The 19,268-nt window shown below is 68.9% G+C and carries 14 protein-coding genes and 1 pseudogene; 8 read left to right on the top strand and 7 right to left on the bottom strand.

Going from position 1 to position 19,268, the window contains the following annotated elements; all coding sequences use genetic code 11:
- Positions 1-69: 69 nt before the first annotated feature.
- Complete coding sequence (locus EL337_RS01125; protein ID WP_109860119.1) at positions 70-798, top strand: SDR family oxidoreductase; 729 nt, start codon at positions 70-72, stop codon at positions 796-798.
- A gap of 14 nt (positions 799-812) precedes the next feature.
- Here EL337_RS01125 and EL337_RS01120 read toward each other — a convergent pair whose 3' ends face one another.
- From EL337_RS01120 to EL337_RS01100, 5 genes are all read right to left on the bottom strand, one after another.
- The gene (locus EL337_RS01120) at positions 813-1,718 is read right to left on the bottom strand and encodes an enoyl-CoA hydratase/isomerase family protein (RefSeq protein WP_232786798.1); all 906 of its coding nucleotides are present in this window, start codon (positions 1,716-1,718) and stop codon (positions 813-815) included.
- Entirely contained in the window at positions 1,715-3,235 is a 1,521-nt protein-coding gene (gene fadD4, locus EL337_RS01115; protein ID WP_048632602.1) for a fatty-acid--CoA ligase FadD4, read from the bottom strand. Before fadD4 ends, EL337_RS01120 begins: the two co-directional genes overlap by 4 nt.
- Positions 3,236-3,379: 144 nt before the next feature.
- Positions 3,380-5,209, bottom strand: a complete 1,830-nt coding sequence (locus tag EL337_RS01110) for a phosphoenolpyruvate carboxykinase (GTP) (RefSeq protein ID WP_048632645.1) — start codon at positions 5,207-5,209, stop codon at positions 3,380-3,382.
- A 219-nt stretch (positions 5,210-5,428) separates the two neighbouring features.
- Positions 5,429-6,655, bottom strand: a complete 1,227-nt coding sequence (locus EL337_RS01105; RefSeq protein WP_232786799.1) for a hypothetical protein — start codon at positions 6,653-6,655, stop codon at positions 5,429-5,431.
- Positions 6,652-7,626 (bottom strand): hypothetical protein, encoded by a 975-nt coding sequence (locus tag EL337_RS01100; protein WP_048632603.1) that lies wholly within the window; start codon positions 7,624-7,626, stop codon positions 6,652-6,654. The genes EL337_RS01105 and EL337_RS01100 overlap by 4 nt, the downstream gene beginning before the upstream one ends.
- Before the next feature lie 184 nt (positions 7,627-7,810).
- Here EL337_RS01100 and trmB point away from each other — a divergent pair, with 184 nt between their 5' ends.
- The 4 genes from trmB to EL337_RS01080 all read left to right on the top strand — a co-directional run bounded on the left by trmB (position 7,811) and on the right by EL337_RS01080 (position 13,869).
- Positions 7,811-8,644 carry a tRNA (guanosine(46)-N7)-methyltransferase TrmB gene (trmB, locus tag EL337_RS01095; protein WP_048632647.1) on the top strand — a complete coding sequence of 278 codons (834 nt, stop codon included), beginning with the start codon at positions 7,811-7,813 and terminating at the stop codon, positions 8,642-8,644.
- On the top strand, positions 8,641-9,339 hold the full coding sequence (locus EL337_RS01090; RefSeq protein WP_048632604.1) for an NYN domain-containing protein: 699 nt from the start codon (positions 8,641-8,643) through the stop codon (positions 9,337-9,339). The genes trmB and EL337_RS01090 overlap by 4 nt, the downstream gene beginning before the upstream one ends.
- Before the next feature lie 77 nt (positions 9,340-9,416).
- Entirely contained in the window at positions 9,417-12,422 is a 3,006-nt protein-coding gene (locus tag EL337_RS01085) for a trehalose monomycolate exporter MmpL3 (RefSeq protein WP_126316470.1), read from the top strand.
- 97 nt (positions 12,423-12,519) lie between these two features.
- Positions 12,520-13,869: an NAD-dependent succinate-semialdehyde dehydrogenase gene (locus EL337_RS01080; protein ID WP_048635469.1), complete on the top strand. Its 1,350-nt coding sequence runs from the start codon at positions 12,520-12,522 to the stop codon at positions 13,867-13,869.
- Positions 13,870-13,872: 3 nt separating this feature from the next.
- Here EL337_RS01080 and EL337_RS01075 read toward each other — a convergent pair whose 3' ends face one another.
- Positions 13,873-15,027 (bottom strand): AI-2E family transporter, encoded by a 1,155-nt coding sequence (locus EL337_RS01075; RefSeq protein ID WP_048635470.1) that lies wholly within the window; start codon positions 15,025-15,027, stop codon positions 13,873-13,875.
- Positions 15,028-15,104: 77 nt separating this feature from the next.
- Between EL337_RS01075 and EL337_RS01070 the strand changes: the two genes are divergently transcribed.
- The 3 genes and pseudogenes from EL337_RS01070 to EL337_RS01060 all read left to right on the top strand — a co-directional run bounded on the left by EL337_RS01070 (position 15,105) and on the right by EL337_RS01060 (position 17,930).
- Complete coding sequence (locus tag EL337_RS01070) at positions 15,105-16,289, top strand: lysylphosphatidylglycerol synthase transmembrane domain-containing protein (protein ID WP_048635471.1); 1,185 nt, start codon at positions 15,105-15,107, stop codon at positions 16,287-16,289.
- Positions 16,290-16,307: 18 nt separating this feature from the next.
- A pseudogene (locus EL337_RS01065) lies at positions 16,308-17,551 on the top strand (M23 family metallopeptidase).
- Positions 17,538-17,930, top strand: a complete 393-nt coding sequence (locus EL337_RS01060; protein WP_048635472.1) for a DUF3054 domain-containing protein — start codon at positions 17,538-17,540, stop codon at positions 17,928-17,930. Before EL337_RS01065 ends, EL337_RS01060 begins: the two are co-directional and overlap by 14 nt.
- Here the strand turns inward: EL337_RS01060 and EL337_RS01055 are convergent.
- Positions 17,925-19,265 carry a HAMP domain-containing sensor histidine kinase gene (locus tag EL337_RS01055; RefSeq protein ID WP_197724239.1) on the bottom strand — a complete coding sequence of 447 codons (1,341 nt, stop codon included), beginning with the start codon at positions 19,263-19,265 and terminating at the stop codon, positions 17,925-17,927. The genes EL337_RS01060 and EL337_RS01055 overlap by 6 nt on opposite strands.
- Positions 19,266-19,268: the final 3 nt, after the last annotated feature.

Below are 19,268 nucleotides of genomic sequence, written 5' to 3'. Positions count from 1 at the left end.
GATCGCACTCTCCAGACAGGGTGTAACGCACCCTGGTTGCAGGCGGGACTGCTGCCGATGCTGGTGGACATGAGCGAATCGAAGATCGTCCTCGTCACGGGAGCCAGCAGCGGGATCGGCGAAGCAGTGGCCGAGCACCTCGCGAACGAGGGACACCATGTGGTCGCCGGGGCGCGACGTGAAGACCGGCTCCAGGAGCTGGCCCGCAGGGTTGAACGCAACGGCGGCAGTATCGAGGTGGCCCGCCTCGACGTGACCGACCGGGCGGATACGGCGGCGTTCGTCGACCGCGCGGTGTCCACGCACGGCAGGGTCGACGTCATCGTGAACAACGCCGGCGTCATGCCGTTGTCGAGACTCGACGCCCTGCTGGTCAAGGAGTGGGACCGGATGATCGACGTGAACGTCCGCGGCCTGCTCAACGGGATCGCCGCCACGCTGCCGCACTTCCAGCGCCAGGGCAGCGGGCACTTCATCACGGTCGCCTCGATCGGCGCCCACGAGGTGGTGCCGACCGGGGCGGTGTACTGCGCCACCAAGTACGCAGCGTGGGCCATCACCGAGGGTCTGCGCATGGAGGTCGACCCGTCCATCCGCGTCACGACGGTGTCACCCGGCGTGGTGACATCCGAGCTCGCCGACACGATCTCCGACCCGACCGCGGCCGCGGCCATGCAGGACTACCGGGCGGCCGCGATCCCGCCGCAGGCGATCGCACGCGGCATCGCGTATGCGATCGCGGAGCCGGCGGACGTCGACGTCAACGAGTTGATCATCCGGCCGGCGCGCCAGCGCTAGGGGTTTCGCCGACGTCACCCGATCTCGTCGACCAGGCCCCACTGCAACGCCGTCGCGGCGTCGACGGAACGCCCCGAGAGCACCAGGTACGCGGCGCGCCAGCGCCCGATGCGACGGGTGATGCTGACGGTTCCGCCGGCCCCGGGGATCAGTCCGAGGGCGAGCTCGGGGAGGCCCAGCACCGCGTCGGGATGGCACCGCACCCACCCGCAGAACGCCGCCATCTCCAGCCCGCTGCCCTGCACCTGGCCGTGCACCTCGGCGCGGCAGGCGGCTCCCAGCCGGGCGGTGATCTCGTCGAGCACCAGCGCCGGGCTGTGCCGGGTCCTGGCCAGGTGGGCCCCGGCCGGGTCGGTGAAGGTGCCGAACTCCGCCAGGTCGCCGCCGCTGCAGAACGACGGGCCGTTGCCGGCCAGCACCACCTCGCTGACCGAGGGATCCAGCCGCGCGACCTCCAGCGCCTCCAGCAGTGCCGCCCTGGCGTCGGTCGAGAACGCGTTGTGCCTCTGCGGACGGTTGAATCGGATCGTCAACGTGTCGTTGTTGCGCTCTGCCACTACGGGATCGGGGAACTCTGGCACCTGCGCCGGGCCGCGGTCGGCCAGCCAGCGCGCGAACTCCGCACCGGATTGCAGCGTCGAATAGGCCAGCGATTCGGTGATGACGCCCGCGAACGTCGAGCCCGCCGGGTCGAGGGCCCGCAACACGTCACCGCAGACGGCCGTTGCCTGCGGCCATCTCAGGCACCGCTCGGTCAGGTCGGCGAGTGCGTCCGGCACCGACGCGACGGTGATCGCGCGGCGGTCGCCGGTGACGTCCTCGGTCAGCGTGAACGTCGCGTCGTCGGCGGGGGCACCGAGCGCGACACGCACGCCTGCGGCAAGGTCGAGCGCAGTACCGTCCGAGAACACGCCGTTCACGAGTACTTGTGTATCAGCTCCTGCTTGTACAGCTTGCCGGTATCGGTGCGCGGAAGCTGCGCCTCGAACGAGATCGACCGCGGGCACTTGTAGTGCGCCAGGCGATCCCGCAGCCACGCGATCAGATCATCGGCGAACTCGGGGGTGGCGTCAGCGGGATCGACGGTCTGCACAACGCCTTTCACGCGCTGACCCATCTCGTCGTCAGGGATACCGAACACCGCTGCGTCCATCACCTTGGGATGGGTGACCAGAAGGTTCTCGGCCTCCTGCGGATAGATGTTCACGCCGCCGGAGATGATCATGTGGTGCCTGCGATCGGTCAGGTACAGATAGCCCTCTTCGTCGACGTACCCGATGTCGCCCACCGTCTTCCAGCCGTGCGTGTGTCGCGACTTGGCGGTCTTGTCCGGATCGTTGAGGTACTCGAAGTCGAATCCGCCCTCGAAGTAGATCTCGCCGGCCTCCCCCGGGGGCAGCTCGGTGCCGTCCTCGCCGACGATGTGCAGCGCTCCCGCCAGCGGGCGTCCCACCGAGCCCGGATGGGCGAGCCATTCATCCGCGGTGATCAGCGTCGACCCGTGTGCCTCGGACGAGGCGTAGTACTCGTCGACGATCGGCCCCCACCAGTCGATCATCTGCTTCTTGATGTCCACCGGGCACGGCGCCGCGGCATGCATCACCCGTTCCAGGCTCGACACGTCGTAGGACAGGCGGACGTCCTCGGGGAGCTTCAGCATGCGGGTGAACATCACCGGCACGAACTGGCCGTGCGTGATCCGGTACTTGGCGATGGCGTCCAGCGCGCCCTCGGGGTCGAACTTCTCCATCACCACGGTGGTGATGCCGCCGGCCTGCGTCTGCATCGACCACACCGACGGAGCCGTGTGATACAGCGGGGCGGGGCTCAGGTAGATGGCGTCGGGGTGCATCCAGAACGACACCAGCGCAGCCATCAACCCGGGCACCTCGGACGGCGGCAGATGCGTCAGCTCGCGTTTGATGCCCTTGGGCCGACCGGTGGTCCCCGACGAGTACTGCAGAAGGTCGCCCTCGATCTCGTCGCCGATCGGCGTATCAGGCTGGTCTGCAACACATTCGGGGTAGCTCTGCCAGCCGTCGAGTTGGCCGTCGGCAATGAGGAGGACGGGGGGAAGGCCCCTGGGCAGCTCGGCGCCGAGCCCGGCCAGTGTGCCCGCCAGCTTGCCCGAGCCGACGATGGCCTTGGCAGCGCTGTTGTCGACGATGTAGGCGGCCTCCGCGGCCGTCAGGTGCGTGTTGATGGGCACGTAGTACAGGCCGGCCCGGCGGGCGGCCCACATCACCGCGTGCATGTGCTCGGTGTTCTCCATCAGGATCGCGACGGCGTCGCCCTCGACCAGGCCGGCGTCCCGGAACAGGTGCGCCAGCCGGTTGGCCCGCGCCTCCAGCTCACCGAACGTCACGACCGTCCCGGACGGATACATGATGATGGCGGGCTTGTCGGGCGTGGCAACAGCGGTGTCGCGGATCTGCATGGGCTGACTCTACAAAACCTGAGTTGACAGGTGTCAAGTGGTGTCTGCGCAGCGCCCGTCAGCAGCGACGAGCGTGCGTAGAACGCACAACGCGAGCGGCGTGTCGGTGTGCAGACACGCTCGCTCGCGGTGTGACGGGACCGGCTAGTTCTCTTCGGCCAGGCGGGTCTTCAGCGCGTCGAACTCGTCCTTGATGCCGGTGGGCAGCTTCTCGCCCACGAAGGAGAACCACTCCTCGATCAGCGGAAGCTCCTTGCGCCACTCCTCGGCGTTGACGGCCAGCGCCTCGTCGACGTCGGCGGCCTTGACGTCCAGCCCGTCGAGGTCGAGATCGGCGGCCGTCGGCACGATGCCGATCGGAGTGCTCTTGCCGTCGGCCTTGTGCTCGATGCGCTCGATGGCCCACTTCAGCACGCGGCTGTTCTCGCCGAATCCCGGCCACAGGAACCGGCCGTCGTCACCGCGGCGGAACCAGTTGACGAAGAACACCTTCGGCAGCTGCGACTCGTCGGCCTGCTTGCCGATGTCGATCCAGTGCTGGAAGTAGTCACCGACGTTGTAGCCGAGGAACGGCAGCATGGCCATCGGGTCGCGCCGCACGGTGCCGACCTTGCCCTCGGCGGCGGCGGTGGTCTCCGAACCCAGCGTGGCGCCGATGAACACGCCGTGCAGCCAGTCGCGGGCCTCGGTGATCAGCGGGACGGTGGTCTTGCGGCGGCCGCCGAACAGGATCGCCGAGATCGGCACACCCTGCGGGTCGTCCCACTCCGGCGCCAGCGTGGGGCACTGCGAGATCGGCGTGCAGTAGCGCGAGTTCGGGTGGGCCGCTTTGGTTTCCGTCTCGCGGAGCACCCAGTCGTTGCCCTTCCAGTCGATCAGGTGATCGGGCTCGCCCTCCAGGCCCTCCCACCACACGTCACCATCGTCGGTCTTGGCGACGTTGGTGAACACGGTGTTGCCGCCGGCGATGGTCTTCATCGCATTCGGGTTGGAGTCCCAGTTGGTGCCGGGCGCGACGCCGAAGAAACCGAATTCGGGGTTGGTCGCGTACAGCCGGCCGTCCTTGCCGAACCGCATCCACGCGATGTCGTCGCCGACGGTCTCGGCACGCCAACCGGGGATGGTGGGCTGCAGCATCGCGAGGTTGGTCTTGCCGCAGGCCGACGGGAACGCCGCGGCGATGTAGTACGCCTTGTTCTCCGGCGAGATCAGCTTGAGGATCAGCATGTGCTCGGCGAGCCAGCCCTCGTCGTGGGCCATCGCCGACGCGATGCGCAGTGAGTAGCACTTCTTGCCCAGCAGGGCGTTGCCGCCGTAACCCGATCCGTAGCTCCAGATCTCGCGGGTCTCGGGGAAGTGGGTGATGTACTTCGTGTCGTTGCACGGCCACGGCACGTCGGCCTGGCCGGGCTCCAGCGGCGCCCCGATGGAGTGCAGCGCCTTGACGAAGAAGCCGTCCTCACCGATCTTCTCCAGTGCCGCCGCGCCCATCCGGGTCATGGTGCGCATCGAGACGACGACGTACTCGGAGTCGGTGAGCTCCACACCGAGCTTCGGGTCCTCGGCATCCAGCGGGCCCATGCAGAACGGCACCACCCACAGGGTGCGGCCGCGCATCGAGCCGCGGTACAGGTCGGTCATGATGCCGCGCATCTCGGCCGGATCCATCCAGTTGTTGGTCGGACCGGCGTCGACCTCGCGCTGGGAACAGATGTAGGTGCGGGACTCGACACGGGCGACGTCGGACGGATCCGAGAGCGCCAGATAGGAGTTCGGCTGCTTCTCGTCGTTCAGCTTCTGGAACGTGCCCACCTCGACGAGATGCTGCGCCAGCCGCTCGTACTCCTCTTCCGAGCCGTCGGCCCACGCCACCCGGTCGGGCTGGGTCAGCTCGGCAACCTCACGGACCCACGCGAGCAGCCCTTCGTGCTTCGTCGGTGCGGAATCGAGTCCCGGGATGGTGGCTGCGGTCATGCTGTGTGTCTCCTGCATCTTCGAAAGCGAAGTGTCTGCCAGGACGCGGGCGCTGAGAATCGAGGGCCCGAAGGCTTCAACCCCCATGGCAGCCGCGGCCGTCACTGTGTATTGAGGTTAACGCCCGTGACATACCCGGGGGAATTCAGGAGTATGTCCATTCACTCACAGGAACGATTCAGATAGCCGTCACCGGGTGGTCTACCGACGGGTAACAAGTCAGCGGGGTCCAATCCGTCCCTGACGTGGGTGTGCGAGCGCGCGGATCTCGGCGTCCAGCGCGGCGATCTGGGCCCCGATCGCTGCGTCCTCGGCGGCTCCGGCGGCGGCGTTCGCGGCCACCGTCGCCGCCTCGACGGTGAGCATCCCGGTCGCCACCCGTTCCTCCGCGGCGGCCCGGACGGCAACGACCATGTCGCCCACCCATGCCTGCAGGACCGCGCGGTCGTGCAGCAGCGCACGAGCCCGCACCACCCACCCCGTGGTCGCCAACCCGACGACGGCGCCGACGGCCAGTGCCGCCACCGAGAGCCCCGGCGCCACACCGGCCAGCACGCGGGTCACCACCAGCGCCACCCCCAACCCGAAGCCGGCCCCCAGCACCGTCATCAGCTGGGTCTCCAGCCGCCGCGAATTCAGCGGCGGATCCGCGGCACCGATCGGGGGCACCGCGACGACCTCGGCCGCCTCCGCGGTGTGTGCGGCGAGGTCCGCCTCCACGGCGGCCGACACCTCGGCGCAGCGCCTGCGCACCTGCTCGGGGAAGGACGCGATCTCGGGCCTGCGCGCCGCGGCCGCAGCGTCGAGAAGCTCCGTGCGCAGCGAGGCGCACCGCCGACGGGCCGCGTGCGTCAGCGCCAGCCTGGCCTGCTGGACCGTCGCTCGTGACGACGCCGCGCGCTCCGGGGCGGCGAGGCGCCGCCGGAGCACCAGGCGTTCCCGCCCGGCGCGGAGCCGACAGATGTGAGATTCTGCGGCACGCAACCTGTTTCGCTCGTCGAGCGTCGGATCGCGAAGCTGCGCGTCCAGCAGGTCGACCAGCTCGTCGACGTGCGGCTCACCCAACCGCGGGGCGGGCGCCGCACCTACCCACGGCACACGCCGCAGCCGCGCACCATGTCCGCCCAGCAGCTCACGGTCGGCGGCCAGCACCCGGTGCCAGTCGCGATGGTCGTCGATCTTGGACACCACCGCGATCACCGCGTCGGTTGTCTCGGCCACCAGATCTGCGGAGGCACAATCAGATTCGGTCATCGGCGCGACGGCGGACACAACGAACACCGCAGCGTCGGGCCCTTCGACGGCAGTGTCGGCGGACTCGGCGAAGCGGTGCGACGGCATCCGGCGGCGAAGTTCGGTGACCATCGCGGTGACCCCCGCGCGCGGTGGCCCGGTCACGAGCACGACCCGTCCGGCGTCCGGCGTCGCGCCGCAGGTCCCGGTCACCGCACTCGTCCCAGCAGGCGAAGCGAGCCCCGCGAGATGTCGGCGGCGCAACGCCGATGCAGTGCGTTCAGCGGCCCGTCCGCGAAGCCGCGCCACTGCACGGCCCGGTGCACGTGGGCCTGCGCGTCGTCGGCGGCGTCCACGCGCAGCCCCGAGGCCTCCCACAGGTCGACCGCCGCCGCCATCACCGCGACAACGACCTCGTCGCAGGCCAGGAACTCCGCCACCGTCTCGTCTCGCGTCTCGACGGACAGTCGGTGCAGCGTGTCCACCGCCGCGCACACCCTGCGGTACCTGGCCTCCGGCGCCGCGCGGTTGAGGCGTTCCACCACCCGTTCCGTCTGGCTCAGCTCGCGAAGGGTCCGGGCGACGGCCGCGGGGTCGGCACCGGAGCAGATGCCGAGGACGGCGTGGGCCACCCCGAAGCGATCGAGCAGGGCGAGCATCCGGTGCCGCACCGGCGCGGGCAGCGGGTGGTCCGTGCCGACGAACGCGTCCACCGACGTCATGTCAGCGGGGTTGTCGGCCAACGTGCGCAACGCGGCCACCATCTCGTCGTCGAGCTGCACCGTGGCCAGATGGGCGATCATCGGCACGACAGGATGCGCGACGTTCGCGGCGATCCCGGCCGCGATGCGCGCAGCCGACGCCAACGCTCCCCCGGGCACGCGGCCGGAGAGGTCGGCCTTGTTGAGCACGACCACCGTGGGCACGTCCGCGCTCAACCACTGCCGGTCTTCGGGTGTGGCGACTTCGGCGACGACCACCACCTGCAGGTCGGCTCGGGTCGCGTCGACGTCGACGTCCATCCCGGACGCGGCCAGCGCCCGGGCCACCGCGTGCCTGCCCACGCCGCGCCTGCCCCGCACCGCCACCGACAGCGGTGCCCGCATCCGGGCGTCCACGGCGGCGAGGAGCGGGTTCGGTGTGTGGGCGGCGAAGCGCTCAAGGACGTCGGCGAAGGTCGACATGATGGTGTACCCCCCGGGGTGCCGGGCGGTGTCGAGATCGGCGCCCTGACCAGAATCGTGACACCGGTCGCAGGGGGCGGCGGACACCAATTTTGACCGCGCCCCGTCGCGGGTACCTGCCTGTACCAGGAGAAGGCAACTGTTGGGTATCAATCTGCACCACGATGCGGGGAGCACGCGCTTGATAGGCGACGATGGACGGATGCATTCACCGGACTCCGACGTGGCCACCACCGTGGCGCCGGAGTCCGATGACACCCGAGATGACACCCCGCACCCCCACTTCGGTCGCCGCGTCACGAGCTTTCGTGCCCGCCGCTCGACGATCTCCGACGGCCAGCAGGCCACCTGGGACCGCTTGTGGCCTGAGCTGGGTAAACAGGTCCGCACCGGCGACGATCCCGCGGGTCTGCTCGACACCGACGCGTGGTTCGGCAGGCACGCACCTGTCGTGCTGGAGATCGGGTGCGGCACCGGCACGTCCACGCTGGCGATGGCGCAGGCCGAACCGGACATCGACGTCGTCGCCGTCGAGGTCTACCGGCGCGGGCTCGCGCAGCTGCTGAGCGCGATCGACCGGGCCTCCGAGACCAGCCCGGCCACCAACATCCGGCTGCTCCGCGGCGACGGCGTCGACGTCCTCACCCACATGTTCGGGCCCGGCGCACTGACCGGGGTGCGGGTGTTCTTCCCCGATCCATGGCCGAAGGCCCGGCACCACAAGCGCCGCCTGCTGCAGACCGAGACCATGGCCCTGATCGCCGACCGCCTCCGCCCGGGTGGCGTGCTGCACGTGGCAACCGATCACCAGGAATACGCCGGGCACATCGCGGAGGTCGGCGACGCCGAGCCCCGCCTGCGTCGGGTCCGTGTCGACGGGGACGACACAGACACCGCAGACGCCGCAAACACCCCGGTGCGCCCGCCGATCTCCACTGCCCGGCCGGTGACGAAGTACGAGAAGAAGGCCCTCGCGGGCACGGACGTCGCCGAATTGCTGTGGGAGAAGGCGCCATGAGCCTGACCGGCGTGGACCCCGAGATCGTCACCCCGTCCGCCCTCGGCGCCGACACCTCGCCCGGTGCTCGCGTACTTCTGGTGTGGGATGCGCCCAACCTGGACATGGGCCTGGGGTCGATCCTCGGCGGCCGCCCGACGGCCGCCCACCGGCCACGGTTCGACGCGCTGGGCCGGTGGCTGCTCACCCGTACCGCTGACCTGTCGGCCGAATACGCCGGCCGTGGGCAGTCGGTGGCGCTGGAACCCGAGGCCACGGTGTTCACCAACATCGCCCCCGGCAGCGCCGACGTCGTCCGCCCCTGGGTGGAAGCGTTGCGTAACGTGGGCTTCGCGGTGTTCGCCAAACCCAAGGTGGACGACGACAGTGACGTCGACAGCGACATGCTCGCCCACATCGCCTTCCGGCAAAGCCAGGGGCTGGCCGGTCTCATCGTGGCCTCGGCCGACGGCCAGGCGTTCAAACTGCCATTGGAGGACATCGCCAGAGACGGCGTCGAGGTCCAGGTACTCGGATTTCGCGAACATGCCAGTTGGGCGTTAGCGTCGGATACCTTGGAGTTCGTTGACCTGGAGGACATCCCTGGTGTCTTCCGGGAGCCACTACCGCGGATCGGACTCGATTCGCTACCCGAGCAGGGCGCGTGGCTGCAGCCGTTCCGGCCGCTGTCGTCGCTGCTGACCTCGCGAGTATAGAAAATTAAAGGCCTGGGGTCCGGTGCGCGCGGATGGCAGGGATAGTCAGAGTTGTTGGTGACCGATAGGAGCTGAACGTGTTCGCCTGGTGGGGTCGAACGGTGTACCAGTACCGATACATAGTTATCGGTGTCATGGTCGCACTGTGCCTGGGCGGCGGCGTCTACGGCATCAGCCTGGGACAGCACGTCACGCAGAGCGGGTTTTACGACGAGGGCAGTCAGTCGGTCCATGCATCGCTGGTCTCCGACGAGGTGTACGGACGCGACCGGACCAGTCACGTGGTGGCGATCCTCACGCCGCCCGACGGTGAGAAAGTCACCGATCCGGCCTGGATGGAGAAGGTCACCGGCGAACTGAACGACGTCGTGGCCGACCACCCCGATCAGATCGTCAGCTGGGTCGGCTGGCTCCGCGCCCCGGACAGCACGGCCGAGACCGTGCAGCAGATGAAGACCGAAGACGATTCCAAGACCTTCATCAGCATCCCGCTCAAGGGCGACAACGACGACGAGATCCTGAAGAACTACCAGGCCGTCGAACCGGACCTGCGGCAGATCAACGACGGCGACATCCAGCTGGCCGGGCTGCAACCGCTGGCCAGCGAGCTCACCGGCACCATCGGTGAGGACCAGAAGCGGGCCGAGGTGGCCGCCATCCCGCTGGTCGCGGTGGTGCTGTTCTTCGTCTTCGGCGGTGTCATCGCCGCCGCCCTGCCCGCGATCATCGGCGGTCTGACGATCGCTGGCGCGCTGGGCATCATGCGGATATTCGCCGAGTTCATGCCGGTGCACTTCTTCGCCCAGCCGGTAGTCACGCTGATGGGTCTCGGTATCGCCATCGACTACGGCTTGTTCATGGTGAGCCGGTTCCGGGAGGAGATCGCCGAGGGCTACGACACCGAGGCGGCTGTTCGCCGCACGGTGATGACGTCGGGCCGGACGGTCATGTTCTCCGCCGTCATCCTGGTCGCGTCGTCGGCGCCGCTGCTGTTGTTCCCGCAGGGCTTCCTGAAGTCGATCACCTACGCGATCATCGCCTCGGTCATGCTCGCCGCGATCCTGTCGGTCACCGTGCTGCCCGCGGCGTTCGCGATCCTCGGCCGCAACGTCGACGCGCTCGGCGTGCGGACGCTGCTGCGGGTCCCGTTCCTGCGGAACTGGAAGCCGATGCGGCTGTGGCTGGAATGGCTGGCCGAGAAGACGCAGAAGACCAAGACCCGCGCCGAGGTGGAGAAGGGTTTCTGGGGCCGGCTGGTCAACGTCGTGATGAAGCGGCCGATCGCCTTCGCCGCACCCATCCTCATCGTGATGATCCTGCTGGTCATCCCGCTCGGGCAGCTCGCGCTCGGCGGCATCAGCGAGAAGTACCTGCCACCGGACAACTCCGTGCGCGTCGCGCAGGAGGACTTCGACCGCAGCTTCCCTGGCTTCCGCACCGAACCGCTGACGATGGTGATCGAGCGCGAGGACGGGCAGCCGGTCACCGACCAGCAGTTGGCCGAGGTCCGCGCGAAGGCGTTGACCATCAGCGGGTTCACCGATCCCGACAACGACCCGTCGAAGATGTGGCAGGAACGTTCGGTGCAGGAAGGTGGGTCGGAAGACCCGTCGGTCCGCACCCTCCAGAACGGTCTGGTCAATCGCAACGACGCCGCCCAGAAGATCGAGGAGCTGCGATCCGTCCAGCCGCCCCGGGGGCTGGAGATCTCCGTCGGCGGCACCCCGGCGCTGGAACAGGACAGCATCCACAGCCTCTTCGACAGGCTGCCCCTGATGGTGCTGGTCCTGATCATCACCACGACGGTGCTGATGTTCCTGGCGTTCGGCTCCATCGTGCTGCCGATCAAGGCGGCACTGATGAGCGCGCTGACCCTGGGCTCGACGCTGGGCATCCTGACGTGGATGTTCGTCGACGGGCACGGATCCGGGCTGATGAACTACACCCCACAGCCGCTGATGGCTCCGATGATCGGGTTGATCATCGCGGTGATCTGGGGTCTGTCGACCGACTACGAGGTGTTCCTGGTCTCCCGCATGGTGGAGGCCCGGGAACGCGGCATGTCGACCACCGAGGCCATCCGCATCGGTACCGCGACGACGGGTCGTCTGATCACCGGCGCCGCGCTCGTCCTTGCCGTCGTCGCGGGTGCGTTCGTGTTCTCCGACCTGGTGATGATGAAGTACCTGGCATTCGGTCTGCTCATCGCCCTGCTGCTGGACGCGACGATCATCCGGATGTTCCTGGTGCCCGCGATCATGAAGCTGCTCGGAGACGACTGCTGGTGGGCTCCGCGCTGGATGAAACGGATCCAGGAGAAGCTGGGTCTCGGCGAGACCGAGCTGCCCGACGAACGCAAGCGTCCGCTGGTGCGGGAGAACCCCGCCCCGGCCGAGGCCCTGGTCGGCGCCGGCGGACCGCCGGTGATGGCAGCGGCGCGCACGCTCCCGCCGCACGACCCCACTCATCCGGCCCCCGGCCGCCCGCCGGGCGTGGGTGCGCCTCCGCGCACCGGTGCGCCGTCGGCGGCGGGGACCACCCGCCTCCCCAGCGCGCCGGCGCGGCCACCCGTGGCCCCGCCTCCCCCGCCGCCCGCCGGCCCGCCCGCGTCGGCCGACGAGCCGCAGACCACCAAGCTGTCGATCGCGAAGAACGCGGTGCGCAACGCTGTCAGCAGCGCAACTGCCGCGGCCCAGCGCGGAGCGCGGCCTGCCGATACCACGGCCGACAAGAACACGCCCCCGCCGCCGCGCGAGGAACGCGAGATCGAGTCGTGGCTGGGTGACCTGCGCGGAACGGGCCCGTCCGGTGCCGGTCCGGCCGAGCCGCCACGTCCGTCTGCCGAGCCGACTCACGCGATGCCCGACACCGGCGCAGAGGCCGGCGACGCAACGACGGCCATCCCGGCTCCGCGGGACAGTGACGATTCGTCGGCACCGACCCGCGCGATCCCGGCGGCGAAGCAGTCCGATGCCGACACCGCGACGGAGAAGCTCAACACCCGGCCCGACGACGAGACGCCGCGACGTGGCGGACACGGGCTCAGCGCTCAGGATCTGCTGCGGCGCGAGGGCAGGCTCTGACGGATCGGGTCGCGCCGGGAAATCGGTATCGACGAAGCCGCGCTCGAGGGCATCGCCTTCGATAGGTTCGTCTTGGACACGACGAGGAGCTGACAACATGAGCAAGTCCATGTACGCGGTGGTGGATCCGGCGACCGGTGATGTGGTGCAGGAGTACCTGACGGCGACCGACGAGCAGATCGAGGCGGCGCTGGCCTCGGCGGCCAAGGCGTTCAAGGAGTGGTCGAAGACCACGACGGTGGCGCAGCGGGCCGAGCTGATCCGCAAGGTCGCCGCGCTGCACGAGGAGCGCAAGGACGAACTCGCGAAGATCATTCAGCGCGAGATGGGCAAGCCGTTGGATCAGTCCGTCGGCGAGGTCGAGTTCAGTGCCGCGATCTACGAGTTCTACGCCGACAATGCCGAGAAGTTCCTCGCCGACGAGCCGATCGACCTGCTCGACGGCGAAGGTAGCGCGCTCATCCGCCGCAGCCCCGTCGGGGTGTTGCTCGGCATCATGCCGTGGAACTACCCGTACTACCAGGTGGCCCGGTTCGCCGGACCGAACCTGGTGCTGGGCAACACCATCGTGCTCAAACACGCGCCGCAGTGCCCGGAATCGGCAGCTGCCCTGCAGCAGATCTTCCTCGACGCCGGCTACCCCGAGGGTGCCTACGTCAACGTGTACGCCACCAACGAGCAGATCGCCGACGCCATCGCCGACCCTCGCGTGCAGGGGGTGTCGCTGACCGGCTCCGAGCGGGCGGGCGCAGCCGTCGCCGAGATCGCCGGGCGCAACTTGAAGAAGGTTGTGCTGGAGCTCGGCGGATCGGATCCGTTCATCCTGTTGTCCTCCGATGACCTGGATGCGACTGTCGGAGCGGCGGTCGACGGGCGCTTCGAGAACACGGGCCAGGCGTGCAACGCCGCCAAGCGCTTCATCGTCGCCGACAGTGTGTACGACGAGTTCCTGGAGAAGTTCACCGCGAAGGTCAAGGAGAAGGCCGAGGGCCTGGCTCCGCTGTCGTCGGTCGCTGCGGCCGAGCGGCTGGCCGAGCAGGTCGACAGGGCCGTGGCCGACGGTGCGACGCTGGTGTCCGAGGGCGAGCGCAACGGTGCGTTCTTCCCGCCCGGTGTGCTGACCAACGTCTCACCCGATTCGGCCTCCTACAAGGAGGAGCTCTTCGGCCCGGTGGCCACCGTCTACAAGGTGAGCTCCGAGGAGGAGGCCGTCGAACTCGCCAACGACACCCCGTTCGGCCTGGGGTCTTACGTGTTCACCACCGACCCCCAGCAGGCCAAGCGGGTCGCCGACAAGATCGAGGCGGGCATGGTGTTCGTGAACGCCGTGGGTGCCGAGGGGGCCGAGCTGCCGTTCGGCGGCGTCAAGCGCTCCGGTTTCGGTCGCGAACTCGGACGCTTCGGCATCGACGAGTTCGTGAACAAGAAGCTCATCCGCATCGTCTGACGCTCAACCGCCCTTGGGTTCGATGTCGTCGGGTTCGGCGTGCACCACACCCTCGTCCTCGGCGTCCATCGCCGCCTCCTCGGCGGCGGGGTCGTCGGCATTGAGCACCCGGATGGCGCTGTTGAGGAAGGCGAGCGCGGGGACGGCCAGCAGCGCCCCGACGATGCCGGCCAGCACGGCGCCGCCGGCGATCGCCAGCACGATCGCCAACGGATGGATCGCGACCGCGCGGCCCATGACCAGTGGCTGCAGCACGTGTCCCTCGAGCTGTTGCACCGCGACGATCAGGGCCAGCGTGATCAGCGCATAGATCCATCCCTTGGCGATCAGCGCCACGATGACGGCCAGCATTCCGGTCAGCACGGCGCCGATCAGCGGGACGAAGGCCCCCATGAACACCAGGGACGCCAGCGGCAGCGCCAGCGGTATCCCCATGATCGCGAGTCCCACACCGATGCCGATGGCGTCGACGGCCGCCACCAGGAACGTCGCGCGGACGTAGCCGATCAGCGAGCGGAAACCCGCCCGCCCGGCGTCGCGAACCCGGCCCCGCACGTGCGAGGGAAAGATCTGGGTGACGAACGAGAAGATGTTGCGTCCGCCCTGCAGCAGGAAGATCAGCGTGAACAGCACCAGCAGCGCACCGGTGACGATCTCGGTCACCGTGCCCGCGGTGGACAGCGCCCCGCTGGTCAGCTTCTCCTGATTGCTGCGCAACGCCTCGATCGCGGCATCCCGGAACTGGTTGATCTGCTGCGAACTGACGTGCAGCGGGCCTTCGGTCAGCCACGTCCCGACGCCCTCGATGCTGGTGGTCACCTGGCCGACGAGGGCAGGGGCGCCGTCGATGAACTGGGTCACCACGAAGGCGAGCAGCCCGCCGAACAGCGCGATCCCCGACAGCAGCACCAGTGCCACCGCGCCGCCGCGCGGTGCGCCACGCCGGTGCAGGAAGTCGACCACCGGCAGCAACAGCGCAGCGAGGATCGTCGCCAGCGCAACCGGGACGACGAGGATCTCCAGCTGCAGGATGATCCACAGCACCACGACGATCACGGTGAAGATCAGCAGAAGGCGCCATGACCAGGCCGCCGCCTTCCGGACCAGCGGCGTTACCGACTCATCGGCGTATGGGTCCAGAGATGGGCGGGCTGACATTCCGGTAGCGTAACGGCCTCCCCCGCCCGCGCCTCGGATCTGCGGTTTCCGCTGGTTCACGGCTTACCCTGTAGGGCGTGTCACACGACGCGCCTGCGAGCGACACTCAGGCCGGACCCGCCGGCCAGGAGCGCCCCACCCGCGGCAAGTACTGGTGGCTGCGCTGGGCGCTGATCGCTCTCGCCGTCATCGTGCTGGCCGTGGAGTTCGTGCTGGTGCGCGATCAGCTCGCGAAGGCGTGGAAGAGCCTGTACTCGGCGAACTGGTGGTGGGTGCTGGCAGCGATCGTCGCCGCGATGGCATCGATGCACAGCTTCGCCCAGATCCAGCGCACCCTGCTGCGCTCCGCCGGAGTGACTGTGCGGCAATGGCGTTCGGAGGCGGCCTTCTACGCCGGGAACGCGCTGTCGACGACCATGCCGGGCGGCCCGGTGCTGTCGGCGACCTTCATCTACCGCCAGCAGCGGATGTGGGGCGCTTCTCCCGTCGTGGCGTCCTGGCAGCTGGTCATGTCGGGCGTGCTGCAGATCATCGGTCTGGCGCTGTTGGGCCTCGCCGGAGCGTTCCTGCTCGGGGCGAGCAAGAACCCCCTCTCGCTGATCTTCTCCCTCGGCGGCTTCGTGGCCATCGTGCTGCTGGCGCAGGCGGTGGCCACCAGGCCAGAGCTGATCGAGGGCATCGGTGTGCGGGTGCTGTCGTGGGTGAACTCGGTGCGCGGCAAGCCCACCGACACCGGCCTGGCGAGGTGGCGCGAGACCCTGCGCCAGCTGGAATCGGTGCAGCTGGGTCGTCGCGACCTCGGGGAGGCATTCAGCTGGTCGCTGTTCAACTGGGTCGCCGATGTCGGATGTCTGCTGTTCGCCTGCTACGCGACCGGCGGTCACCCGTCGCTGGCCGGCGTCACCGTGGCGTACGCGGCCGCGCGCGCCGTCGGGTCCATCCCGCTGATGCCCGGCGGGCTGCTGGTCGTGGAAGCGGTGCTGGTACCCGGTCTGGTGTCGAGTGGGATGTCGCTGGCGTCGGCGATCTCGGCGATGTTGATCTACCGCCTCGTCAGCTGGATCTTCATCTCCGCGATCGGCTGGGTGGTGTTCTTCTTCATGTTCCGCACCGAGAAGGACATCGATCCCGACTCCGCGCCCACCGCGCCCAACTCGAGTCCGTCCGACGAGCAGGCACCGGCGCAGTTCAGTCCCGATCCCGAAGCCTTCCACCCGCCGGACGAGAACCCCGTCACCCAGCCGGACAAGCCGGACCCGTGATAAAAGGCGCCTAGCGACATGACGTCTCGTGCGCTCACCGTGGCCGCCCCGCTGGCCGCGGTCCTTGTTCTCACGGCCTGCTCCTCGCCGGGTCCGGACACCGTTCCGGCCGCGACATCCTCGGCCGCTCCGCCGCCCGCCGCGGCACCCGCATCACCTTCACCTCCCGGGCAGACAGTGGCCACCCCGGTGCTGGGACGCGTGCTCGCGGCGCGGTCCCGGTGCCCGCGTCCGACGGCAAGGTCCACCTCGCCTACGAACTCCAGCTGACGAACACCCTCGACCAGGACGTCACGCTCACCTCCGTCGACGTCCGCGCCGGCGGTGAAACCCTGCTCAGCCTGCCCGCCGACCGGCTGGCGTACTGGACTCGGATCATCGGTTCATCCACGCCGACAACAACACTGGGCCCGGCACAGAGCGCCTACGTCTGGCTCGATGTGGCGCTCGCCCCCGACCAGGCAGTACCCGAGCAACTCAGCCACACCGTCGGGATCACCGTGCCGCGGCCCATCCTCCCCCTGTTTCCCGGCACCATGACCGAGGACATCGCGCCCGTGACCGTCCAGACCCGTGAGCCGGTGGTGATCTCTCCGCCGCTACCGGGACCCAACTGGCTCAACGGCGACAGCTGCTGCGACATGACTGCACACCGGATGGCGCTCAACCCCATCAACGGGGAGGTCTGGGCGGCGGAACGCTTCGCCATCGACTATGTCCAATTAGGCCCTGACGGAAGGGTTTTCACGGGTGAGAAGTCCGATGTCGGCAGCTACCCCTACTTCGGCACCGACATCCTCGCCGTCGGCGACGGTCCGGTCGTCTCGGTCCTGGACGGCCTGCCCGAGCAGGTTCCCGGCACGGCGCCCACCGGCCTCACCCTGGAGCAGTACGGCGGCAATCACGTCGTCCAGGACCTCGGTGGCGGCAACTACGCCTTCTACGCCCACATGCAGACCGGTTCGGTCAAGGTCAAACCAGGCGACCGACTCAGCACCGGCCAGGTGATCGGAGCGCTGGGCAACAGCGGCAACACCGATGCACCGCACCTACACTTCCACGTCATGAGCACTCCGGACCCGCTCCGCTCAGACGGTCTCCCGTTCGTGTTCTCGTCCTACCGGCTGGACTCGCGGGTCACGGGCGACCTCGACGGCCTGCTCAACGGTGAGCCGGCCGCCCTCGTACCCGGATTCGCGCCGCGCGACGAAAAGGACACCAGCCCTCTTGTTGACGATGTGATGACCTATGCCGACCGCTGACGCGACTCCCCCGGCCGCCGTCGCCAAGGCCCTGGCCGCGGACGTGGTGTGCATCCTGGTCTTTTGCGCGATCGGGCGGCGCAGTCACGCCGAGGGGCTGACGCTCGCCGGCATCGCAGAGACAGCATGGCCGTTCCTCACCGGGGCCGGTACGGGCTGGCTGCTGGCCAGGGGCTGGCGCAGTCCGGTGTCGCTCGCGCCCACCGGGCTCGTGGTGTGGGCATGCACGGTCGTGGTCGCCATGCTGATCCGCAAAGCCACCGCGCAGGGCACCGCAACCAGCTTCATCGTGGTGGCCTCGATCGTCACCGCGGTGCTACTGCTCGGTTGGCGAGGTGCGGCCACGCTGGTCACGCGGCGTGCAACCCGGCGATCATGAGTCCGAATCATGTTGTGTCGCAGGTGATGACGACACAGTCAGGGTGGCCCGCAGGCCACCGAGCGGACTGTCGGTGAGCGCGATCGCTCCACCGTGCAACGTCGCCTGCTGAGCCACCAGCGCCAGCCCGAGGCCTGAGCCGCCCGGGACGGCATTGCTGCCGCGGGAGAAGCGGCCGAGCACCGTCTGGTGTTCCTCGACGGGCAGCCCCCGTCCGTTGTCGTCGACGACGATGGTCACCCCGATGTCGGTGCGGTGCGCGGCGAGCACGATGCGGGTGGCGCCGCCATGGGTGACCGCATTGCGCACCAGGTTGTCCACCGCCAGCCGCAGCCCGCTGGGCCAGCCCATCACGGTGCCGAGGTCGTCGGCCACTTCGATGTCGATCTGCACGTCGCGCCGCACGCGCATGTTCTCGCGCGCCACCCGGTCGAGCATGTCGGTCACGTCGATCACGTCGCGGTCCTCGGCCTGCGCCAACTCACCCGAGGCGAGCTGGCCGAGCGCGGTGATGATGCCCTCCACGCGGCGCTGCGCGCGCGACAGATCGGCAACCACTTCCTCGCGTTCCTCCTCGGGCAGGTTGTGGATACGCAGGGTGTCGAGATCGGCGCGCATCGCCGTGAGTGGTGTGCGCAGCTCATGGGCGGCGTTGGCGGCGAAGTCCTGAGCAGCCTGCAGCGAGTTGGTGGTGGCACGCTGCGCCGCGGTCAGGCGGTCCAGCATCGCGCCCATCGCCTCGGACAGATCCTCGGCCTCACGCACCCCGTGCACCACCGGAATCTGCTCGGTTCCCTGACCCAGCTGTTTGGTGTGCTCGGTCAGCTTGCGCAGCGGTCGGATCGCCGGCCCGGCCAGCAACCAGCCCAGGACGCCGGCGAGCAGGACCGTGCCGACCCCGACGCCGATATAGAGCGGAATCCTGGCGGCGCTCAACAGGATGCTGTCGGCTCGGATGCCGATCGACATCAGCACTCCGCGGTCCTCTTCGACCGGAATCGTCCGTACGCGGTACTCGACTCCGTTGACCGTGACGGTGTTGGTCCCCGGCGGCAGAGCCGGGAGCTGGAAGCCGCGCTGGAACACCACCTGGCCGGACGACCGGGACCGTCCCGTCTGCAGGACGCCACGCCGCGGATCGGTGAGCTCGTCGGGGAACATGCTGGCGTCGACTATCGCGTCCAGACGCCGATCGAGTTGTGCCTCATCGTTGTTGGCCAAGACCACCGACGTGAGGATGGTGAACGCCGCGACGACGGCCGCGGCGGCAGCGGCGGCCGCGATCGCCACGCGCGTGCGCAGCGAGGCCGACCTGAGAAACCTGGGCAGCTTCAGACG

The organism is Mycolicibacterium aurum (assembly GCF_900637195.1).
In the GTDB taxonomy this organism is placed as follows: Bacteria; Actinomycetota; Actinomycetes; order Mycobacteriales; family Mycobacteriaceae; genus Mycobacterium; species Mycobacterium aurum.
The sequence above is the reverse complement of the archived record's forward strand: the minus strand, read 5'-3'. Positions and strand labels throughout refer to the sequence as shown.